Source organism: Bacillus sp. P4_E1 (genome assembly GCF_056401715.1).
Genome location: NZ_JBFUIV010000016.1, coordinates 1 through 21,793, shown reverse-complemented (window position 1 = coordinate 21,793; position 21,793 = coordinate 1). Strand labels below are relative to the sequence as shown.

The window sequence follows — 21,793 nt, the reverse complement described above, 5'->3', positions numbered from 1 at the left end:
ATCCTCCTTTCGCTATCCACCAATATAAGACATTTCAACTTTTGGACGTTTATTTGTACTTTCAGCCGTTCTTTCATCCGAATACCGATCTGTTCTGCACTCCCATGTATGTTGGAGAATTTTTAATAATGAAGCATCAGAAATATTTTCTCGAAGAAGCGTTCGCAAATCCGTTCCTTTCGTTCCAAATAAGCACGTAAAAAACTTACCGTCTGCCGAAATACGAGCTCTCGTACAAGAGGAACAAAAAGATTCAGAAACAGAAGTAATAAATCCAACTTCTGCATCGCTCCCTACATATCGATACAATTTCGCAACTTCTCCAAAGTAACGAGGTTTAACAGGCTCAATCGGATATACACGATTAATTTTCTCTATTAATTGTTCCTTCGTAATGACTTGTTCAAAGTTCCATCCGTTCGTACTGCCCACATCCATAAATTCGATAAAACGAAGCTGAATTTCTTGTTCTTTAAAATAACGAGCCATAAGAAGAATTTGACTATCATTCATCCCTTTTTTTACGACCATATTTACTTTTACTTCTAATCCAGCTGCTTTTGCTGCTTCAATTCCTTTCAATACAGGTTTTGTACTTACATTTCGTCCATTAATTTTTCGGAAGACATGATCTTCTATCGCATCTAAACTAATGTTTACACGTTTTAATCCCGCTTCTTTTAATGCCCTTGCCTGTTTTGCTAAATGAATACCGTTTGTTGTGAGTCCAATATCCTTTAAGCCTTCTAGCTTTGCAAGCCTTGCAATTAACTTCGGTAAATCTTTACGCAATAAAGGTTCACCGCCAGTAAGTCTAATTTTATTAACACCCATACTTATAAATAATCTCGCTAACCTTTCTATTTCATCGAACGTTAATAAAAACTCTTCCTGTAAAAAAGCATAATCAGGTCCGAACACTTCAGCTGGCATACAGTACGTGCACCTAAAATTACAACGGTCAATAACTGAAATACGTAAATCTTGAAGTGGCCGCTCTAAAGAATCTTTCATCTTCTCGTGCATCTATATCCCTTCTTTTCTACTGCAATCATTAGTAAGCTTTCAAATTTTTTATTTGCCTTCATTATAAAAAAGAAGCTACATATTCAATGTGACTTTTCTCACATTACTTTCCCCATTCAAAAATTCTTCACAAATCCGTTCGAATTTTGTTCACATCTTTAGTCCCATCCACTTTGCGTATTGAACCTTTCAAACTAAAAACTTAAAATCACCTCCCCTTACGGTCATTGAAATTTCACTTTATTTTTAAAATAGCTCTTGCATTTTCAGCATATTTACACTCAAAATAGGAAATGTATTGCTTATAAGAAGAAAGGTGATTGCTGTGGCAAACAGTATGACATTATCTCAAGATTTAAAGGAATTACTTGCATCTGTTGAATATAAAATGCAGATTAAAAAGGGGAGTTTTATTTTTCAAGAAGGTATGGAAGCAACAGAACTCTATATCATCCACTCTGGAAAAGTACAAATTAGTAAACTAAGTGCTGACGGGCAAGAATTAACACTCCGTATTTGTTCGGCATACGACATTATTGGAGAATTAACATTATTCACGGACAATGCGAAGTATTTATTAAATTCAAAATGCCTTGAAGATGTTGAAGTAGGCGTTATAAAGCGTGAAGCCTTAGAAAAAGCATTACTCCAAAAACCCGCTCTTGTATTTGAATTTATGAAATGGATTAGTGAACATTTAAGAAGAATGCAAACGAAGTTCCGAGATCTAGTATTACACGGCAAAAAAGGTGCCCTATATTCTACTCTCATTCGAATGACAAATAGTTATGGTGTGTTAAAAGAAAATGGGATTCTCATCGATTTACCATTAACGAATCAAGAACTTGCAAACTTCTGTGCAACTTCGCGTGAAAGCGTAAATCGAATGTTAAATGATTTGAAAAAAAAAGGTACGATTTCTATTCATAAAGGAAAGATTACAATCCATGATTTACAATTTTTAAAATGTGAAATTGCTTGTGAAGATTGCTCTGCTTCTGTTTGTAGCATTGATTAGCATCTTATTTAGATGCTAATCTTTTTTTCTTGCATACAGTTATTTCCTAAAAAAGCCGAGGCCTTCCATTAGACCTCGGCTTTCTTTATAGATTACTAAACGTGTATAGCAAAATTATTTTTTCAATTCATTTGGAATACGTCTTCTGTAAATTACATAACTACGGCTTAAATATTTAATTGGGGCACTAAATACATGGACAAGTCTAGTAAATGGCCATACTGCGAATAGACCCATACCTGCAATTATATGAATTTTAAACCATACTGGTACTTCCATCATATATTCAACTTTCGGTTGGAAAATAAAGAGACTTCGGAACCACGGACCGATTGTTGTACGATAATCAAATCCTTTTGAGTCGATATTTAAAAAGGTTGAAGAAAGTCCTGCTAGCATTACGATTAGTAATAAAATAAGCGCAATATAATCTCCCTTTGTACTCGTTGCAATGATGCGTTTTACTGTTACACGGCGGTACGTTAATATAATTAAACCGATGATAGAAGCAACACCTGCCGGAAGCCCGAAACTAATTGCTACTACATGATACATATGCTCAGAAATACCTATTGAACGGTATACAGACTCTGGAATAAAAATCCCCATAACATGACCACCAATGACGAACATGATCCCAAAGTGGAATAATAGACTTCCGATTCGGAGCATTTTCTTTTCTAATAGTTCACTAGATTTTGACGTCCATCCAAATTGATCATAGTTGTATCTGAAAATATGTCCACCGATAAAGATTGCAAAAATGATATAGGGAAACAATACCCATAGAAATTGATCCATCATTTTGACAACTCTCCTTTCTAATTTGCCTGTACACCCCATGTATTGATAGCGAGTAGAACAGCGGCGAGAATTGGTTCATACATACAGTTTGCTTCTTTTAATTGCCCGTGCAACGCTTGTATATTTTCCGTGTATTTACTCATAATTGGCTCGCTATCTTTTTCATTCGCGTTTGCAAGAAACTCAAGTAGAAGCGGTAAATAATCAGGTAGTTCTTTATCTGTTACGTTAAAACCAGATTTTTGATAATGCTGTTTTAACTCTAATAATTCAATTCCACGCTCTCTTTGTTCACCTGTTTTCATGTAGGTAAGATACATATTTGTCTTCTTTCCAAAGTCGAATGTATAGACGTAAGAATCAATAAGTTGATTGTCTGTTTTATTTAGCGCTTCTTTTATAAATGTTGTAAGTGATGCTCTGATTTCTTCCTGTTCAATTTCTTGAATCTCTTCCTGTAATTCTAGTAAAGCTTCCCTCCAACCTAGTTCAGGATAGGAGAGAAGAAAAGAAGAACAAGAAAAAGCTGTTTGTAAACTTTGTTTCATAGTTTTCTGCCCCCTTTTTTTAAGAAATTGTCGTACAAGAGCCTGGCCCACCTGCGAAAGATAAACCACAACTTCCTTGCTCGCTATATAAATCTGCAACTTGTTCGCGGTGAGACGTCGGGATAACAAAGCGATCTTTATATTTCGCAATAGCAAGAAGACGATACATATCTTCTACATCTTCTTTCGTTAAACCGAGTTCTTTTAATACAGCTTCATTTGGTTCTTTATTAATTTGCAATGCTCTCATATGTGTTCGCATGACAGCCAATTTTTTCAATGTAAGACGAATATGTGATTCATCTCCTGCAGTGAGTAAATTCGCTAAATATTGAATTGGAATACGCATATTATCAATAGCAGGGAAAATCTCTTCTGCTTGCCAGTTACTACCTTTCCCCTCCACCATGTTCATAATTGGGCTAAGCGGCGGGATATACCAAACCATTGGCATTGTACGATACTCTGGATGAAGAGGTAGAGCGATTTTCCAATCGATAATCATTTTATAGATTGGTGACTGTTGTGCTGCTTTAATCCACTCTTCAGGAATGCCTTGTTTTTTCGCTTCAGCTGCTACTTCTGGATCATTTGGATCTAGGAAAACAGTAAGCTGAGATTCATATAAATCTTTTTCATTTTCAACAGAAGCCGCTTCTTTTACTTTATCAGCGTTATATAGCATTACCCCAATATATCGAATACGTCCTACACATGTTTCAGAACAAATTGTTGGCATACCAGCTTCAATACGAGGGAAACACATTGTACATTTTTCAGCTTTATTTGTTTGCCAGTTAAAATATACTTTTTTATACGGACAAGACGATACACAAAATCTCCATGCACGACATGCATTTTGATCCACAAGAACAATCCCATCTTCTTCACGTTTATACATCGCACCCGATGGACAAGAAGAAACGCAAGATGGATTCATACAATGTTCGCAAATACGTGGTAAATACATCATAAAGACATTTTCAAAATCCGTTTTAATTCCTTCTTCCATTTTCTTGACGTTCGGATCTTGTAACCCTGTTATATGTCCGCCTGCTAAATCATCTTCCCAGTTTGGACCCCATTCAATTTTGTCGATAAATTCACCCGTAATTGCTGATTTCGGACGAGCAACTGGTTGATGCTTACGCTGCGGGCTATTTGTTAATGTTTCATAATCATAATTCCAAGGTTCAAAGTAATCATCAATTGTTGGTTGATCTGGATTGTGAAAAATATTCATAAGACGCTTTATTTTCGAACCGGATTTCAGCTGAATTTCACCATTTTTCAATTCCCAGCCGCCTTTGTATTTCTCCTGATTTTCCCATTGTTTCGGATAACCAATTCCAGGTTTCGTTTCTACGTTATTGAAGTACATATATTCAGCACCTGGACGATTCGTCCAGGTGTTTTTGCATGTTACGCTACAAGTATGGCAGCCGATGCATTTATCTAAGTTCATTACCATTCCGACTTGCGCTTTAATCTTCAAGCCAATCTACCTCCTTCAGTTTACGGATTACAACGTTTAAGTCACGCTGGTTCCCAGTCGGACCATAATAGTTAAATCCATAGCTTAATTGGCCATATCCACCAATCATATGTGTTGGTTTAACGTGAATACGGGTTGGACTATTATGTGTTCCCCCGCGGGTGCTTGTTAATTTCGTACCAGGCACGTTAATGTGACGATCTTGCGCATGATGCATAAATGCCATCCCCCTCGGTATACGGTGCGTTACAACAGCACGTGCTACGACTACGCCGTTACGGTTAAAGCATTCAATCCAATCATTATCAGCAACACCAGCTTCATTCGCATCATCTTTATTCATCCAAACAGTTGGACCACCTCTAAACAGCGTTAACATTGGTAATGAATCGAAGTACATACTATGAATCGACCACTTATTATGCGGTGTTAAATAGTTTAGTGTAATTTCTTTCCCTTCTACTTCAGGGCGTGATTTACGGAATGGTTTATGTTGCAGTATTGGTTTAAATGTTGCCATCGTTTCGCCAAATTCTTTCATCATGTCGTGATCTAAGTAGAAAGATTGTCGACCAGTTATCGTTCTCCAAGGGATGAGACGTTCAACATTTGTTGTAAATGGTGAGTAACGGCGTCCACCTTTTTCAGAACCCGTAAAGGCCGGAGAAGTAATTACTGTTTTAGGCTGCGCTGTAATTTGTTCAAATGTGAAGCATTCTTCTTCACGTTCTTCTGCTAAGTCACGTAGTTTTAAATCGGTTTGTTTTTCAAGCGCTTCCCATGCTTTTACCGCCATATGACCGTTTGTTGTAGAAGAAAGTGTTAATACCGCCTCAGCAGCATTAATTGCTTCTTTTATGTCTGGGCACCCCTTCGCAATAGAATCCGTTCGAACAACTCCTAATCGACTCTTTAATTGCTCATATTCTTTTTCTGCCGACCAAGAAATCCCTTTCGTACCAATCGGTTGTTTTCCGGTATTTGGTCCAAGCGCTGTCATCTTGTCATAAATCGTTTTATAATCCCTTTCGACAACATGAATTTGCGGCATTGTTTTACCTGGGATCGGTTCACACTCACCTTTGCTCCAGTCTTTAATCTTGCCAAGTGGTTGCGCTAATTCTTGCGGTGTATCGTGAAGAAGTGGTGTTGCAACGACTTCTTTCATTGGTTCAAGATCGATTTTCTTCGCTAAATCTGACACAGCTTTAGAAAGAGAGGTGAAAATATCCCAGTCAGAGCGTGCTTCCCACGGTGAACCGATTGCTGGATTAAATGGATGCACAAATGGATGCATATCCGTACTGCTTAAATCATGCTTTTCATACCAAGTTGAAGCAGGTAAGACGATATCAGAATAAAGCGCCGTTCCAGCCATACGGAAATCTAAATTAATGAGTAAATCTAACTTCCCTTCAGGTGCATCTTCATGCCACTTAATTTCTTCTGGTCTTAATGAGTCACTATCGTCATTCATTAATCCGTTTGTTGTACCTAATAAATGTTTTAAGAAATATTCGTGTCCTTTACCGGAACTTGAAATTAAGTTTGCACGCCATACGAATAAGTTACGCGGGAAGTTGTTTTTATTATCTGGGTCTTCAATCGCAAATTTCAGTTCTTTTTCTTTTAGTTTTTGTGCAACGTATTTTCCGATTTCTTCTTGTGTTGTTGCACCAGCAGCAACAGCTTCTTTATATAATTCAATTCCATTCTTCTCGAATGTTGGATAAGAAGGTAACCAGCCAAGTCGTGCTGCTAATACGTTGTAATCACCGTGATGTTGATAACGAGAGTTGCCCTCAACTGGTGATGCTAAATGTCCAACAGGTGTATCTTCATAACGCCATTGATCTGTTACGAAATAGAAGAAAGATGTACCGTTTTGTAATTTCGGTGGCCCTTGCCAATCTTTCGCCATCGCGATTGTTTGCCATCCTTCTGCTGGTCGTAATTTTTCTTGACCAACATAATGTGCCCAACCGCCGCCGTTTACACCTTGTGCCCCAACAAGAAGAACAAGATTTAAAACTGCGCGATAAATCGTATCAGAGTTAAACCAATGGTTAATACCAGCTCCCATAATAATCATCGAGCGGCCATTCGTATCAACTGCATTTTGCGCGAACTCACGAGCAATTTGAATAATAAGCTCTCGCTTTACTCCGGTCATTTTCTCTTGCCATGCAGGTGTAAACGGCACATCATCATTGAAATCTTTCGGTTCTTGCCCGCCGAGCCCTCGGTTCACACCGTAATTTGCTAACGTTAAGTCATATACAGTTGTAACGCACACTTCGCCTTCTTCTGTCATAACTTTTTTCACTGGAATTGTACGTTCTAATATTGTATTTCCATCATCAGAGAAGTACGGAATTTGCACTGTTTCAACACTATCTTCCATTCCAAGTAAAGAAAGACGTGGATCAATCGTTGCACCTGTCTGTTCATCTTCTAAACGTAAGTTCCATTTCTTTTCGTTATCCCAACGTGATCCCATTGTGCCGTGAGGTGTTGCAAAATCATTCGTATTCTCGTTCCAAATTACAGGTTTCCATTCCCCTAACTTCGTTTCACGTCCAATATCAGAAGCATTTAAGAAACGATCAGCAACGAATTGATCTCCTTTTTCTTTCAATGTGACAAAGAAAGGAAAATCAGTATATTGCTTCGCATACTTTGTGAAGTATTCCACTTGATTATCTACGTAAAATTCTTGTAAGATCACATGCCCCATTGCCATCGCAAGTGCACCATCTGTACCTTGTTTCACACTAATCCAATCATCTGCAAACTTTGTAGACTCGGCAAAGTCAGGACTTACAGAAACGACTTTCGTTCCTTTATATCGAACCTCTGCTAAAAAGTGAGCATCTGGTGTTCTCGTCATCGGTACATTTGAACCCCATGTCATAATGTATCCAGAGTTATACCAGTCACTACTTTCTGGTACATCAGTTTGATCACCCCAAATTTGCGGAGAAGCTGGTGGTAAATCTGCGTACCAATCATAAAAGCTAAGCATTGGTCCACCCATAAGTTGCATAAAGCGGCTACCAGCTGCATGACTTAACATCGACATTGCTGGAATTGGTGAAAAACCAACATTTCGGTCTGGACCGTATTTAATTACTGTGTATAGTAATGAAGCAGAAACGAGTTGTAATACTTCATCCCAATTCGCACGAATGAATCCCCCTTTACCACGCGCCTGCTTATACGTACGTGCTTTTTCAGGGTTTTCCACAATGCTTTTCCAAGCGTCTAGTGGTGACTCGTTATTTTGTAGTTCCTCTTGCCACATACTCCATAGAACACCACGTACATACGGATATTTCACACGAAGCGGACTGTAAATGTACCAAGAAAAACTCGCTCCACGCGGACATCCTCGTGGTTCAAAATCAGGCATATCAGGACCTGTTGTTGGATAGTTAAGCTCTTGACCCTCCCATGTTACAATTCCATCTTTCACATAAATGTTCCAGCTACAAGAACCAGTACAGTTCACACCGTGTGTAGAACGGATTACTTTATCATGCTGCCAACGCTTTCTGTACACATTTTCCCATTCACGATCTTCATATGTTTCTTGTGTATGATTATCGTTATAACGATCTATTGGTGAAAAATATTTTAAACGTCTCATTAATGCTGAAGGTTTCTTCTTCATACTGTTCACTCCTTTAGTACGTCTCTCTTACATACCCTTACTATAAAAGAGGTTGTAAAATACAGATGTGACATTTCGCACAGTTCAAGAGATTGTCATAAATTCATTTGGAAATCGGTTTAAGGGGAAACATTTATAAGTAAAGATTACTTTGTTTTGTTGTGAAGATTTCGGTCAGCGGTGGGCTTATTAGGAGAATAGTATTTGGAGGATTCACCTTTTTTTGCATAAGAAAAAACGCAGGAGAAATTCCTACGTTTTTATATAAATATATTAAAAAGAGTTTTGATACTACTTCAATAATGCTATAAGGAATTTACTTTTCTGCAACGATACTATTATCAAGACATATTTTATATAAAGTGAAACTTTAATCAGCCCGCAAATAGAGGGATAAAACTACAAATCATTATTTACTGTATTGCCCTTAATTACGGAAACAATTATACTAGATGTTATCCACATATATAATCTGAATATTCATAAAATTACGAGTAGGATTTCCTTTGGGGACATAGAAATTATAAAGTATATCACCATGATTTTTTAACATTTAAGTTTTTCCTATTTATATAAGTTCTCAATATGAACTTATATAAACCATTCCTACTTACCTCTTAGATTAATATTATACTGCATTAAAATGAAGGAACTCCTTTTCTTTAACATAAAAATGAATTAGAAACGATAATAAAATTAGGAGGATTACGATGCCCCAGCTTGATTCATTACATCCCATAGTAGAAAAAATAATCACCAATATTGAAAAATTAATGGTCGGAAAACGAAAAGAAACGATCTTAGCTTTGACAGCTCTCTTAGCTGAAGGTCATGTACTATTAGAAGATGTTCCTGGCGTTGGGAAAACAATGCTAGTACGTGCTCTTTCTAAATCCATTGATGCCGATTACAAGCGTATTCAATTCACACCTGATTTACTGCCGTCAGATGTAACAGGTGTTTCTATTTATAATCCAAAAGAACTCCAATTTGAGTTCAAGCCTGGACCGATTATGGGGAATTTTGTACTTGCTGATGAAATTAATCGTACATCTCCAAAGACACAATCTGCCTTACTTGAAAGTATGGAAGAAGGCACTATCACAATAGATGGCATTACAAGATCGTTACCAAAACCTTTCTTTGTAATGGCTACACAAAATCCGGTCGAATATGAGGGAACATATCCTTTACCAGAAGCTCAGCTCGATCGTTTCTTGTTGAAGCTAAGAATGGGATATCCTACACCAGAAGAAGAATTTGAAATTTTAAACCGGATGGAAAAAACAAATCCACTCTCTCATTTACAAGCTATTACTACAATAAAAGAATTACTTTATTTACAACAAAGCGTACGGGAAGTAAGCATGGACAAAGCAATCAAGCATTACATTGTAAAGCTTGTTACTCAGACTCGTTCTTATAGTTCTATACAGCTAGGTGCAAGTCCACGCGGCTCAATCGCTTTAATGAAAGCTTCACAAGCTTATGCATTCATCCATGGCAGAAATTATGTTATTCCAGACGATGTTAAATTTTTAGCTCCTTACGTTTTAGCTCACAGACTCATTCTAAAAATGGAAGCAAGATTTGAAGGAATAACAGGAGAACAAGTTATCGCCAAAATCGTTGCACGAACTACTGTGCCGACTCAAAGGACGAAAAAACTTTGATGAAACGACTACTACGAGCACTATATCACGTTACGAAGTTATTGCTAATCCCTTTATGCCTAGTCTTAACATTTGTGTACGCTATGCTTCAAGGAGGATTTGTAAGTTGGTTTTTGTTTTACAGTACGATTCCTATTGGTCTTTATTCAATACTACTTCCCTTCTACGCTTTACGAGACGCTGAAGTAAAACGAATAACAAACCAAAATGAATATGCAGCAGGAGAACAATTTTTAAGCACTATTACAATAAAAAGAAAATTTCCTTTTCCCTTACTTTATTTAGTTATAGAAGATGAACTACCTTCACAATTTACAAGTTGTATACAAACGAAGGTGAATAAGGTAATACTCTTTCCAGGATTCAAACGGAATATTTCGTTTCAATATGTTATTGACACAATCCCTAGAGGAGAGCACACTTTTTCAAGCGTACGTGTCAAAACTGGTGATCTATTCGGAATGATGGAGAAAGAAGTAACTTTTTCAGTTCCAGATACATTTTTAATCTATCCCCAGTACGTAGATATAACGTATCGACAATTGGAAAATCATTTCGAACAAGGAGCGCTTTCAGCAAATATAAATTTAGTAAAAGACTCTACAATCTCTGTCGGTGTCAGAGACTATAAACCTGGTGACCGCTTTTCATGGATTGATTGGAAAGCAACTGCACGAACAAACAACATTATGACGAAAGAGTTTGAACAACAGCGCAGCCATAATATTATGATATTTATGGACAGAACTGAGTCCCCTCTATTCGAATCAGTCGTAACGTTTACTGCCTCTATTGTGAGGGCTGTCTTGAAGCAAAATTCACCAGCGTCATTCGTGTCTGTCGGAAAAGAACGAACTTTTTTCCCTTTAGACAATGGAGATAGTCAGTTACAACAAATCTTTTGTCATTTAGCGAAAGTACAAGCAGACAGTGTATTCCCGCTCTCTCGAAGTGTAGAAATGGAATTAAGAAAAATTTATGAGCCCGTAACGATTATACTCGTGACAAGCGATCTTTCTCCCGATATTCAAAAGGCGGCTGACTATGCCGCTATAAAAAACAGAAAATTAATGGTGTTTGTCGTGAAAGAAAAAACAAATCAACTCTCACATCGAGAACTAAGTATTCTAGAAACTCTACAAAAACGAAAAATATTTGTAAATGTGGTTTATGGGAACCGGTATACAAACGTGTTTTTTGAGGTGAGCAAATGATAACATTACAAACAAAATACAAATGGGATATGAGCAGATTCTTCATGCATGCATGCGCATTTTTACTTTTACTAGAATGGCTAAGACCCCTTATAGGTATTACAAACGTAGGTAGATTAGATATTTTTGTAATATTTATAGGAATTTGCTTCACTCTCTCTTTTTTTCAAACAAGGTGGCAGATTCCAATAAAGATCGTCACGATCTTATTCATCATTCATTTCCTGTATTATAAAAATGCTTTTATAAATCCATCTTGGCTAACAAAATTTTTTGCTGATATTTCTCGAAATTCCTCTCTGTTTTTCCAGGGGGATTTGCTAGATATTTCTCCAGTTTTTCCAACATTATTATTTTTTCTATCATTTTGGTTTTTGAGTTCTTTCAGCTCTTTTTGGGTTATTCATAAAAAACGTGGGTTGTTATTTCTTGCAATGACTATTATTTATATCACAACTTTTCATAACTTACATTTATACAATGCAAACTACGCTATTATTCGTACTGTTGTCATCGGCTTTTTTATACTTAGTCTTCTTCAAATAGAACGAATAAAAAAGATGGAACACTTACAAAATTATGCTAGAGCAATCTCAAAATTACTTAGACCTCTTACAATATTTATTGTATTGTCAGCAACCATCGCATACTTTGCTCCAAAATTTGGCCCTCAATGGCCAAACCCAATGGATTTTTTGAAATTCAACACATCTGAAGCAAGTAAAGAACAAGCAGTTTCTAAAATTGGATATGGTCTAGATGACTCGCAATTAGGCGGTCCTTTTAAGCCGGATAATACAATTATTTTTACAGCACAAACGCAAAACAAACAATATTGGAGAGTAGAAACAAAAGATTTTTATACAGGAAAAGGTTGGGATGTTTCTGAAAATCGAAAAAAAGTTTCTTTTAAAAATAAAAACGACGTCGTGAGCTGGTACGAACCAAATACAAAAACGGAGATAACTGAGGCAACAATCACCATGCAAAAAAGTTATCCTCACCTTACCTATCCAGCAGGATTAGTATCAGTTGAGGCTTCTTCTGATGTATCATACAGCGTTGACCCATTTTCAGAAAAAATCTATACGATGCACGAAGACTCTTCTACTACTTTAAATTCGTATAAAGTAACATATGAGGTTCCGGAGTTTTCCATAGAAAATTTGAAATCTGTAAAAACGAATGAAGGTCATGAAACAAGTCCTTATTTCATGACAAAGTACACACAACTTCCCGAATCATTACCGCAGCGAGTAAAAGACTTGGCTGTCAATCTTACAAATGATAAAGACAACCGATATGATAAAGTATTAGCTATTGAAAATTACTTTACAGACAATTCTTTTGTATACGAAACAATGAATGTCTTATACCCTGCCAAAAACCAAGACTATGTAGATCAATTCCTTTTCGATACAAAAAGCGGTTACTGCAATAATTTTTCGACATCTATGATCGTGTTACTTCGTTCTGCTGGGATTCCTGCTCGCTGGGTAAAAGGATTTACAGAAGGAACTCTGGAGAATACACTTGCCTCTGCAGAAGGTGAGAATGTTTATACAATCGCGAACAATAACGCACACTCTTGGGTCGAAGTATATTTCCCAGGATACGGATGGATTCCATTCGAACCAACAAAAGGATTTACCAATCCCTATAATTTTACAAATAATACTCCTGCTTCTACTTCACAAAATAACGAAGTAAATAATTCTAATAACGAGCCAATACACCAACGGAACAATGAAGCAAAGCTCAAAAGTTTAATAGAAAATACAGAAGAAGCCTCTACTAAAAAGATTACAAATTCCAAAAATGATTTTTCTTGGTGGTACGTATTCCTCTCTACGATACCGATTAGTATCATCGGATACATTCTCTTCACCACTAGAATGAAATGGATTACATTTTTTATTATTCTTTTCTATAAATACCGAAAAGATGATGCTGTTTATCAAAAAGCTTACGGTGCACTTTTAAAACAATTTGCGAGAATCGGCATACCACGGGGTGAAAGTCAAACATTCCGAGAATACGCTCTCCACATCGATACACTTTACAATTCGGCCGATATGCAACAACTTACTTTCAGTTATGAGAACGCTATGTATCAAAAGGAACAGGCCGCAGCCGCATGGAAGACATCCGTACACTTATGGGAAGTGCTTATGAAAAAAGCAGCTTCTCTGCCTAAATCAAACGACTACGATAGAGTGATTTAATCTTGATAATGTGAGTTTAAAGAAAACACCTCAAAGAACTACATTGTTCTTTGAGGCGTTTTTTAATAAAGTGAAACTCCTAATTATTCCCCAAGCACCTTCTCAATCTCAACCTCTAAATCCACCGGCTTCGTCTGCGGTGCAAAACGTCCTACTACTTTCCCGTCTTTTCCAATTAGAAACTTAGTAAAGTTCCATTTCACTGCTTTCATACCGAGTAAACCTGGCGCTTGTTCTGTCATGTATGTATAGAGAGGATGAGCCTTATCACCTTTCACATCAATCTTCGCAAACATCGGGAAGTTCACACCGTAGTTCAATTCACAAAAACTAGTAATATCAGCTTCTGTGCCTGGTTCTTGTCCCCCAAATTGATTACAAGGGAAACCGAGTATTTCTAGTCCTTGGTCTTTATATTTATCATATACTTCCTGTAACCCTTTATATTGTGGTGTAAATCCACATTTACTAGCTACATTTACAATAAGCAGTACTTTTCCTTCGTAATCTTTTAACGATTTATCTTCTCCTGTTATTGTTTTAGCTGAAAAATCATAAACTGTCATTGTTCCTACCCCTCTCTTCACTATCATTCTATGTTTATACTATACTACATTCGTGAATATACAGCTCTTATTACGTACTCACATATCGGAATGATAGCGCTTTATTTTCGTTCGAAAATTCGACACAATATACTAGACTTTTATGATGGAAAGTTTTACAATTAATTTGTGAACAAAATGTGACAGTTTATATTTCCATTATAATAGAAAAGGATGGTGTTCATTATGAAAACTGCACAACATGAAACGATTTCAAATCGCGAGTTTTATTTCGTACTATATATGATGTTATTGTATGTTATTGGCTGGGTAATCGATGTAAATGGTTTATTTTTAAGCTCCTACTTTAATTTAGCAGGAGAAATTATGCTTCCGATCGTTGGTGGCATTGTTGGACTGTTCGTTATGTCTATCAATAAAGAACAAACGAAATAACTACATTACAAAAGGGCAGAAGACGAGCTTTCGTTTTCTGTCTTTTTCTATTTTTAGCGTATAATAGATACATACCGTATATAAGGAGTGGTAAGTATGAAAAAAGTAGAACAACTATCTTCTCATCTATATCTTATTGATGATTATGACTTACAACATGATGAACGCACAGGTACATACGTTTTATTAGGTGACGATATTACTTTAATTGAAACTTGTGCGGCCCCTTCTCTTCCCTATATTTTAGACGGATTACAGCAATTACATATTAATTTAAATGATGTAAAAAACATTATCGTTACACATGTTCATTTAGATCACGCAGGCGCAGCAGGGTTAATGATGGAAAAGTGCCCAAATGCTACTCTATTTGTGCATCCGCGCGGGGCTCGTCATATGATTGATCCAACAAAACTAATTCTTGGCGCAAAAGCTGTGTACAAAGAAGATTTTGATAAACTTTTTGATCCAATTCTTCCAATTGAAGAAGAACGTGTTCATATTGTACAAAATGGTGATACATTAAAAGTTGCAGAAGACCGTACACTTTCATTTTATAATACACCGGGACATGCGAAGCACCATATTAGCATTCACGATTCATTAACAAACGGCATTTTTACTGGCGATACAATAGGAATTTATTATAGAGAACTCGCAGACCTTGATGTAGAACTATATCTACCATCAACGTCTCCTTCACAATTCCAGCCAGATGCGATGATTGCTTCTAAAAATCATATTCAAAGTATGAATGTAGATACTATTTATTTCGGTCATTACGGCGCATCATCCAATGTTACAGAAGTATATAACCAACTTGAACATTGGTTACCTATTTTCGTTGGTACTGGTAAAGAAGTCTTTGAAAAGTATAATGATTTCGATGAAGCGACTAAAGCTTTACAAACTTTATTAATGGATAAAATCTCTTCTCATCTTACAAAGTTAAACGTTCCATCAAATCATTCCGTTTATAACATTTTACATCTAGATATAGAAATTAGTGCAATGGGCATTATTGATTATTTCACGAAGCAAGAGAAATCCAAATCCACTATCAACTAACAGTAAAAGAAGAGATATATAACAGTAGTTATTGTATATCTCTTCTTTTTTTGAATATATTTTTTAATAAAGGATGGTGGAATGGAATGCAAAAATTGATACTTTACCTCTGCTTTACATTATTTATCATCTTATTATTATTTGTAGGAGTAAAAATTCAATTTTATTTAGAAACAGACGCGCAAGTGAACTTTAACTTTTATCCAAGGTTATTCTACTTTACACTCTTCCCTCTTTTGTTCGGCATTTTATTACGATTCCTACAATCCATTAATCGCGAAACGAGCAAACAAAACTGGAGCTTTCAGCCGGATAAATTTATCGCTATTACGTTGCCAACACTATTCATTTCCTTTTCTCCAGCCCTACTCTTTTCACCAGTTGGCAAATACCTACCTTATTTAACTAATATTATTCTTGTGAATACAACTTTCGTTACCATTATTAGTTTAATAGCTGGTTACTCACTTTTAGATTGTTTGATACAAAAAGACAAGGAGAATAGTAAGGAATATAACTAAGTGATTTCCCACTTTCACTTTATTAAGCAAATCAAGATAATTCTGCCCCTAACTTGTATGCAAAAGAACCTAATGTTCAATTTTTAAGTGTCGTTGGTTATGGTGGTTTATTTATAAGTGCAATACTCCTTGTAAGAGTTGCTATACATGTGGTAAGGAAATTTAAGTAATAACAAAACGAGTATGAAATCGCATAGATTTTATACTCGTTTTTTATTGTTCATATATTTAATTGGTAATAGGAAATTTATGTTAAACTAAAGAAAGTCGCGCACTAAATCAAAATACATTTCAAACAAGGGAGACTTATTATGAAATTAGGGACTTTCTCGTTTCTAACGTTTATCACAAGTATATGTTCTTTCTTTATTTTAAGAGGACCTAATGCAAATTTAACATTAATTATTGTGCTTCTAAGTATTCTTTCATTACTCGGTATTATTTTTGCGATCGCATCAAAGAATTGGCTATTTAAAATAGTTGGTACGACATTAAATGGAGTCATACTAATATTTGTATATTTCTTATTGCTAGCAAAAGGAATAGGTGGTTAATATATTTACGTTTCAATAAGAAAAGCTCACAGCTTAAGCTATGAGCTTTTTTACTTATCTCACCTTTTCATCTACATACTCCATAAACTGTTCTGCTTTAATAAATCTTTCTTTATACGCTTCAGGTACTTCTTCTACTGTTATCCCACCACTCGATTTCGCTTTTACTAATACAGTTTGATATGACATTAACGCTTCCATATATTGTTCATACTCTTCTGAAGTTAATACTTCTTTACTAGATTTATGGCCATTTAATTTATCAAAATACGGCTGAAGTTCCATTTCTACCTTTTTCATTTCCTCTTTTTTAGCTGGTGATAATTGATCATAATCAATATTACCGTTCGAATCCCCGTACTCAAGCTTTGCATTTGTTAATTTCTTTAGTTCTTTTGTAAACTCTTCATATTCCTTCGCACCCATTTCGTCTTTCGCTTGTGATAACTTTGCATTAAAACGCATGTATCCTTCTAATGTTATAGCTCCGGCATGTTTTTTTAAGTTCTCAAAAGATCCGTATATACCATCCGCCATAATAGATTGGTAAGCAAAAGCAGTCGTTGGGATTAAAAATACGGCTGCAAGCACTCCTGCGATAAGGCGCTTCTTCCTTTTACTTCCCCCGCTCTTCATTTTTATTTGAACAATTACTTTTTCTTTTAACTCCGGCGGGGCAATAATCCCCTTCGCTTCTTCTTGTATAGATTCTCTAACTCTACAATCTAAGCTCATTTCACATTCCCTACCTCTCCTAAAAAGATTTCTTCTACTTGCTCTTTTTGACGTAGTTTCTTTAATGCCGCATGAATTCTAGACTTCACTGTACCGATTGGAATATGTAATATTTGTGCTACTTCTTCTTGAGAGTAATCGTGTAAGTATCTTAAGATAATAACTTGTTTCAATTTATACGGTAACTTATGAATGAGTTCGATTAATTTTTGATTTGATATTTTACTTACAACATCGCTAGAAAAATCAATTTGTACTGGTTTTCTTTGCTCTTCTGCTTTTTTTACAATTCGTAGTCGCATCCACCTCTTCCTTCTATAAGAATGAATTTGTTTAATCGCAAGTCCAATTAGCCAAGGTCTAAATGGCTTCTCGCTATCATATTTACGAAGCGATTCATATAGCTGTATGTATATTTCTTGAACGACATCATCTACATCTGCTTTGTCTTCTATTAAAAAATGTGCTGTCTTATATATTTCTTGAATCGTTTTATCATACAATTCGCTATATGCTTCTTTATTGCCTGATAAAGTTAATTGGATTAAATCTGAATACACTGTTTCACCCTTCATGTACCATCCCTCCTTTGTCCTACACTATATATTGGCAAGAAAACGATATTCCGTTCGATTTCTTTCAAAGTTTTTTCAAATAAATTAATATAATGATGCAATGACTTCATAAGCTTCACTTATAACCCTGCATAACAATTATATAATTTTCCAATTTCTAATAAAGATTTAAAATAATATATATATTCAAATTTAGGAGGATGTATATGAAAGCTATCGTTGTAACTTCGTTCGGTGGTCCTGAAGTGATGAAATATACAGATGTGGAGATGCCGGCTATTTCAGACAATCAAGTTTTAATTCGTGTTGTTGCTACTAGTGTTAATTTCGCCGATATTAAATCACGCTATGGCAAAAAAGGAAACAAAGCATTACCTTTTATTCCAGGTATAGATGTAGCTGGTATTGTAGAACACGTAGGTTCTCAAGTGAAAAATATTCATTCTGGACAACGTGTCATCGCTTTCCCTCAAAACGGATCTTACGCAGAATACGTTGTCGCAAACGAAAATCTTACTTTCGTTTTACCTGATGAAGTCGATTTTCAAGCTGCAGCTGCCTGCCCTATCGTATCTTTTACAAGCTACAATTTACTTGCAAATGTTGCAAGACTACAAAAAGATGAAACAGTTCTAATCCATGCAGCTGCTGGTGGAATTGGTACTACAGCGATTCAACTTGCAAAACTATTAGGGGCTAAAAAAGTTATCGGTACTGTTGGAAATGAAGCAAAAAGAAAAATTGCTTTAGATGCTGGCGCTGATTATGTTATTTGTCATCAAGATGAAGATTTTGTAGAGAGGATAAATCAACTTACAAACGGAGAAGGCGTTAATATTATTTTAGATTCTATTTCTGGTACTGTGTCCGAAAGAAGTTTAGAATGCCTTGCTTATTACGGTCGTCTCGTCCATTTCGGCAATGCTAGCGGAGAAGTTGGTAGTTTTCAAACGAAAGATTTACACGCAAGTTGCCGTTCTATACTCGGTTTCAGCTTTGGCACTACACGGAAAAAACGTCCTGAATTGCTTCAAGAAACTGCGAATCAAGTTTTCCGTTATTTACGCGATGGAAGTTTACAACTTAAAGCTACGAAATCTTTTCCTCTTCAAGATGCAGGGAAAGCACATGAATGGGTCGAAAGTAGACAAAGTACAGGGAAAGTAATACTCCACGTTCAGACAGCTCCCTAAAATGAATACATGAAATAGAGGTGTTATTCATGGGATCACGAATTATGCATATCATTATCGCGAGCGGTATTGCAGAGAAACTATCTATTCAAGATAAAACTTCTTTCTTACTTGGTGGTGTAGCTCCTGATGCTGTTCATTCAAAAGAAGAAAAAGGAACTTCACATTTTTACGCTGGTACAACGAAGAACTATACGAGAAGAATAGATTATGATTCATTTATTCATAAATATGAAGAGCATATGGACTCCTCTTATATTTTAGGTTATTATACCCACCTCATTGCCGATGATAGTTGGCTAAGTGGATTTTTTCTACCTTGGCTAAAAAACAGAATTGAGAACGACGAAACTATCGTGCCTATGTACTATAACGATTTTAAATTATTGAACGCACAATTGTTGCATCATTACGATAAAGAACAACAGCTCTTCACCCTACTTAATCAAGAGGCTAACATTGTGAATATCGAGGAGGTTTCTAGAGAGAATGTTTTAGCTTTTCGGCAATATATTTTTGAAGATATGCTATACCCTGAGCAACACTTGCACGAAAACTTACAAGTGTTTTCATTTGATCAAATCGTTGGTTATATTGAGACTGCAATTGAAAAAGGAACATTTTTTATAGAACAACTCGTTAATAAAAAATTGACTTCAAATATTTAATCCCCCTCATTATTTACGAGGGGGATTTTCACATAACTATATAATTATTTATTTTTTCCCATTACTGCAAAGTAATTCCCTTCACTATCAGCAAAGTTAAACAATTTACCAGTAGGCATAGTTACCATTTCTCCAACAGTAACATTTTTATTTGTTAGCTCTTTATATAATTGATCAAGATTTTCTGAGAAGAACATTAAGGACGGTGTACCAAGATTTAATTCTGGGCTCATGTTCGAAATAACTTCTTTATTATGTAGTATAATACTCGTTTCTGCCCCCTTAGTCGGAGCGATTTCAATCCATCTCATTCCTTGCTTGTTATCTTCCTCTGCAACTACATGAAATCCTACTTTTTCCGTCCAAAAATTTACTGCCTCATCTTGATTATTTACGTATAACATAATTTGTCCAACTTTATGGATCATTTGTTTTCCCCCTAATAGTTTTTATATTCTATGTAGGTTTCTACAAGTGCTATTGTTATTCCTTTTGAGTTTATATGTACCTCTTCACAAAATTTATCGACTGATTCATCCCGTCAAGTTCGTTAAAATAATCATTTCTTTCAATCATGTAATAACCGTCGAATCCGATTTCATCTAATGCCTTGAAGAATATATTGAAATCTACTTCACCGTTTCCTGCTGCGACTTCTATATACTTACTTGAACTATCGCTTTTCAATTCTTTACAGTCTTTAATATGCGTTTGTACTATATAATCTTTTAATAGGAATAAACTTTCTATCGGATTTTCATTTACATCACTTATTAAATTCGCTGGGTCAAAGTTAACTGCTAGTCCTTTTGAGTTTATATTTTCTAAAAATCTTTTTAACACTATTGCTTTTTCAGATCCCGTCTCAATAGCAAAGACTCCCCCTAATTTTAATGATAAATCCCCTATCTCATAACAAGCCCTTTGCATCTTTTCATATCGCTCGCTCTTTTCAACATCTAGAATCTTTCCAATGTGAGCCGTTATTATGTTTGCTCCTAATTCTAATCCCTTATCAGCAACACGTTTCAACTGCTCTATTACACTTTCATCTTCCGCCCCTACAATTCCACTTTCTCCAAAACTAATTGCTAATGATGGGACTTTAATCCCATTAAAAGATAAGCTATCCTTTAAAGTAATCCATTCTAACTTTGAAATATTAGCTAAATTGAAATTCTCATTCATAGCATATAGTTGAATATATTCTAAATCCCATTCTCTCGCCTTTCTTATTCCTTCGTTTACTTCAATATGTTTCGTATTTAAAAACATTCCTAATTTCCTAGCCATACATGTACCTTCTTTTTATTATTTCGTATCATGTTAATATTCGACTCTTTTTATGTTACTTCCTTGTACAAACTAAACTAGAAATGCTACACCTTTATCAATATTCCCTGTAGAATCGTTAATATTTTTAAAGTTACGATAGATGAAATTTTAATAGTCGTTAATAAAATTCCATCTATTATTCCACAAAAAAAGACGTAACTACGCATAGTTACGTCTTTCCTTTTATTTATCCCGCTATTTTCCGTGCAATAAGACTCCCACCTCAAAATTCGGTTAGAGCAAAGAAGTCAGGTGGGAGATTAACTGCCCGAAAACGCCCGATTGGTGAGGGCTAATAATCAGTGGGGAACAGCCACCACTGATTAAAGTTTCACATTATCTAGGCTTTTTCTTACCAGTAAAAGCTGGTTTCTTTTTCTTTGGTGCTGGTGGTTTCGATTCTACAAATGTTCCTTTGAACATTTCTTGTTTCGTAAACACGATACCTAATTTACCTAATTTTTTCG

At 35.7% G+C, this 21,793-nt stretch carries 20 protein-coding genes; 10 read left to right on the top strand and 10 right to left on the bottom strand.

What is annotated here, in order from left to right:
* Positions 1–12 precede the first annotated feature (12 nt).
* Positions 13–1,026 carry a GTP 3',8-cyclase MoaA gene (gene moaA / locus AC1DS7_RS20600; RefSeq protein WP_002168528.1) on the bottom strand — a complete coding sequence of 338 codons (1,014 nt, stop codon included), beginning with the start codon at positions 1,024–1,026 and terminating at the stop codon, positions 13–15.
* Between the two features lie 325 nt (positions 1,027–1,351).
* Between moaA and AC1DS7_RS20595 the strand changes: the two genes are divergently transcribed.
* Positions 1,352–2,044 (top strand): Crp/Fnr family transcriptional regulator, encoded by a 693-nt coding sequence (locus AC1DS7_RS20595; RefSeq protein WP_476999174.1) that lies wholly within the window; start codon positions 1,352–1,354, stop codon positions 2,042–2,044.
* Positions 2,045–2,158: 114 nt separating this feature from the next.
* On the opposite strand, the gene narI is transcribed toward AC1DS7_RS20595, so the two are convergent.
* From narI to AC1DS7_RS20575, 4 genes are read right to left on the bottom strand one after another with little or no spacing between them, the layout of a single operon-like run.
* On the bottom strand, positions 2,159–2,848 hold the full coding sequence (gene narI, locus AC1DS7_RS20590; protein ID WP_059037760.1) for a respiratory nitrate reductase subunit gamma: 690 nt from the start codon (positions 2,846–2,848) through the stop codon (positions 2,159–2,161).
* 17 nt (positions 2,849–2,865) lie between these two features.
* Entirely contained in the window at positions 2,866–3,396 is a 531-nt protein-coding gene (gene narJ, locus AC1DS7_RS20585) for a nitrate reductase molybdenum cofactor assembly chaperone (protein ID WP_002031591.1), read from the bottom strand.
* 19 nt (positions 3,397–3,415) lie between these two features.
* Entirely contained in the window at positions 3,416–4,891 is a 1,476-nt protein-coding gene (gene narH / locus AC1DS7_RS20580; protein ID WP_002168531.1) for a nitrate reductase subunit beta, read from the bottom strand.
* On the bottom strand, positions 4,881–8,564 hold the full coding sequence (locus AC1DS7_RS20575; RefSeq protein ID WP_063226484.1) for a nitrate reductase subunit alpha: 3,684 nt from the start codon (positions 8,562–8,564) through the stop codon (positions 4,881–4,883). The genes narH and AC1DS7_RS20575 overlap by 11 nt, the downstream gene beginning before the upstream one ends.
* Before the next feature lie 710 nt (positions 8,565–9,274).
* Between AC1DS7_RS20575 and AC1DS7_RS20570 the strand changes: the two genes are divergently transcribed.
* Genes AC1DS7_RS20570 through AC1DS7_RS20560 form a run of 3 tightly spaced genes read left to right on the top strand, consistent with a single transcriptional unit; the run spans position 9,275 to position 13,676 of the window.
* Positions 9,275–10,237: an AAA family ATPase gene (locus tag AC1DS7_RS20570; protein WP_016120117.1), complete on the top strand. Its 963-nt coding sequence runs from the start codon at positions 9,275–9,277 to the stop codon at positions 10,235–10,237.
* On the top strand, positions 10,237–11,451 hold the full coding sequence (locus AC1DS7_RS20565) for a DUF58 domain-containing protein (protein WP_262449798.1): 1,215 nt from the start codon (positions 10,237–10,239) through the stop codon (positions 11,449–11,451). Before AC1DS7_RS20570 ends, AC1DS7_RS20565 begins: the two co-directional genes overlap by 1 nt.
* Complete coding sequence (locus tag AC1DS7_RS20560; protein WP_454638710.1) at positions 11,448–13,676, top strand: transglutaminase TgpA family protein; 2,229 nt, start codon at positions 11,448–11,450, stop codon at positions 13,674–13,676. The genes AC1DS7_RS20565 and AC1DS7_RS20560 overlap by 4 nt, the downstream gene beginning before the upstream one ends.
* Before the next feature lie 83 nt (positions 13,677–13,759).
* On the opposite strand, the gene bsaA is transcribed toward AC1DS7_RS20560, so the two are convergent.
* Positions 13,760–14,242 (bottom strand): glutathione peroxidase, encoded by a 483-nt coding sequence (gene bsaA / locus AC1DS7_RS20555; protein WP_002127083.1) that lies wholly within the window; start codon positions 14,240–14,242, stop codon positions 13,760–13,762.
* Between the two features lie 225 nt (positions 14,243–14,467).
* On the opposite strand from bsaA, the gene AC1DS7_RS20550 reads away from it, so the two are divergent.
* The 4 genes from AC1DS7_RS20550 to AC1DS7_RS20535 all read left to right on the top strand — a co-directional run bounded on the left by AC1DS7_RS20550 (position 14,468) and on the right by AC1DS7_RS20535 (position 16,820).
* Positions 14,468–14,677, top strand: coding sequence for a DUF3925 family protein (locus tag AC1DS7_RS20550; protein WP_002127081.1), 210 nt, complete (start codon positions 14,468–14,470; stop codon positions 14,675–14,677).
* A 96-nt stretch (positions 14,678–14,773) separates the two neighbouring features.
* Entirely contained in the window at positions 14,774–15,745 is a 972-nt protein-coding gene (locus tag AC1DS7_RS20545; RefSeq protein ID WP_476999173.1) for an MBL fold metallo-hydrolase, read from the top strand.
* 86 nt (positions 15,746–15,831) lie between these two features.
* Positions 15,832–16,266: a hypothetical protein gene (locus AC1DS7_RS20540; protein WP_002012503.1), complete on the top strand. Its 435-nt coding sequence runs from the start codon at positions 15,832–15,834 to the stop codon at positions 16,264–16,266.
* Between the two features lie 311 nt (positions 16,267–16,577).
* Complete coding sequence (locus tag AC1DS7_RS20535; protein ID WP_003188879.1) at positions 16,578–16,820, top strand: hypothetical protein; 243 nt, start codon at positions 16,578–16,580, stop codon at positions 16,818–16,820.
* A gap of 54 nt (positions 16,821–16,874) precedes the next feature.
* Here the strand turns inward: AC1DS7_RS20535 and AC1DS7_RS20530 are convergent, their stop codons facing one another.
* Together AC1DS7_RS20530 and AC1DS7_RS20525 are read right to left on the bottom strand one after the other, a co-directional pair.
* On the bottom strand, positions 16,875–17,555 hold the full coding sequence (locus AC1DS7_RS20530; protein ID WP_033733901.1) for a DUF3600 domain-containing protein: 681 nt from the start codon (positions 17,553–17,555) through the stop codon (positions 16,875–16,877).
* Positions 17,552–18,130 (bottom strand): sigma-70 family RNA polymerase sigma factor, encoded by a 579-nt coding sequence (locus tag AC1DS7_RS20525; protein WP_002165914.1) that lies wholly within the window; start codon positions 18,128–18,130, stop codon positions 17,552–17,554. The genes AC1DS7_RS20530 and AC1DS7_RS20525 overlap by 4 nt, the downstream gene beginning before the upstream one ends.
* Before the next feature lie 206 nt (positions 18,131–18,336).
* Between AC1DS7_RS20525 and AC1DS7_RS20520 the strand changes: the two genes are divergently transcribed.
* On the top strand, positions 18,337–19,323 hold the full coding sequence (locus tag AC1DS7_RS20520) for a quinone oxidoreductase family protein (RefSeq protein WP_050001453.1): 987 nt from the start codon (positions 18,337–18,339) through the stop codon (positions 19,321–19,323).
* Between the two features lie 29 nt (positions 19,324–19,352).
* Entirely contained in the window at positions 19,353–19,991 is a 639-nt protein-coding gene (locus AC1DS7_RS20515; protein ID WP_050001454.1) for a zinc dependent phospholipase C family protein, read from the top strand.
* Positions 19,992–20,035: 44 nt separating this feature from the next.
* Here AC1DS7_RS20515 and AC1DS7_RS20510 read toward each other — a convergent pair whose 3' ends face one another.
* Positions 20,036–20,419 (bottom strand): VOC family protein, encoded by a 384-nt coding sequence (locus AC1DS7_RS20510; RefSeq protein WP_050001455.1) that lies wholly within the window; start codon positions 20,417–20,419, stop codon positions 20,036–20,038.
* Positions 20,420–20,489: 70 nt separating this feature from the next.
* Positions 20,490–21,284: a sugar phosphate isomerase/epimerase family protein gene (locus AC1DS7_RS20505; protein WP_215585992.1), complete on the bottom strand. Its 795-nt coding sequence runs from the start codon at positions 21,282–21,284 to the stop codon at positions 20,490–20,492.
* Positions 21,285–21,793 lie beyond the last annotated feature (509 nt).

Coding starts and splice junctions, on each gene's coding strand:
- AC1DS7_RS20525 (WP_002165914.1), bottom strand. CDS start 18,130: ATGAAGGGTGAAACAGTGTATTCAGATTTAATCCAATTAACTTTATCA.
- AC1DS7_RS20520 (WP_050001453.1), top strand. CDS start 18,337: ATGAAAGCTATCGTTGTAACTTCGTTCGGTGGTCCTGAAGTGATGAAA.
- AC1DS7_RS20540 (WP_002012503.1), top strand. CDS start 15,832: ATGCAAAAATTGATACTTTACCTCTGCTTTACATTATTTATCATCTTA.
- moaA (WP_002168528.1), bottom strand. CDS start 1,026: ATGCACGAGAAGATGAAAGATTCTTTAGAGCGGCCACTTCAAGATTTA.
- narJ (WP_002031591.1), bottom strand. CDS start 3,396: ATGAAACAAAGTTTACAAACAGCTTTTTCTTGTTCTTCTTTTCTTCTC.
- AC1DS7_RS20565 (WP_262449798.1), top strand. CDS start 10,237: ATGAAACGACTACTACGAGCACTATATCACGTTACGAAGTTATTGCTA.
- AC1DS7_RS20570 (WP_016120117.1), top strand. CDS start 9,275: ATGCCCCAGCTTGATTCATTACATCCCATAGTAGAAAAAATAATCACC.
- bsaA (WP_002127083.1), bottom strand. CDS start 14,242: ATGACAGTTTATGATTTTTCAGCTAAAACAATAACAGGAGAAGATAAA.
- AC1DS7_RS20515 (WP_050001454.1), top strand. CDS start 19,353: ATGGGATCACGAATTATGCATATCATTATCGCGAGCGGTATTGCAGAG.
- AC1DS7_RS20530 (WP_033733901.1), bottom strand. CDS start 17,555: ATGAGCTTAGATTGTAGAGTTAGAGAATCTATACAAGAAGAAGCGAAG.
- AC1DS7_RS20545 (WP_476999173.1), top strand. CDS start 14,774: ATGAAAAAAGTAGAACAACTATCTTCTCATCTATATCTTATTGATGAT.
- AC1DS7_RS20550 (WP_002127081.1), top strand. CDS start 14,468: ATGAAAACTGCACAACATGAAACGATTTCAAATCGCGAGTTTTATTTC.
- narI (WP_059037760.1), bottom strand. CDS start 2,848: ATGATGGATCAATTTCTATGGGTATTGTTTCCCTATATCATTTTTGCA.
- AC1DS7_RS20535 (WP_003188879.1), top strand. CDS start 16,578: ATGAAATTAGGGACTTTCTCGTTTCTAACGTTTATCACAAGTATATGT.
- AC1DS7_RS20510 (WP_050001455.1), bottom strand. CDS start 20,419: ATGATCCATAAAGTTGGACAAATTATGTTATACGTAAATAATCAAGAT.
- AC1DS7_RS20575 (WP_063226484.1), bottom strand. CDS start 8,564: ATGAAGAAGAAACCTTCAGCATTAATGAGACGTTTAAAATATTTTTCA.
- AC1DS7_RS20560 (WP_454638710.1), top strand. CDS start 11,448: ATGATAACATTACAAACAAAATACAAATGGGATATGAGCAGATTCTTC.
- AC1DS7_RS20505 (WP_215585992.1), bottom strand. CDS start 21,284: ATGGCTAGGAAATTAGGAATGTTTTTAAATACGAAACATATTGAAGTA.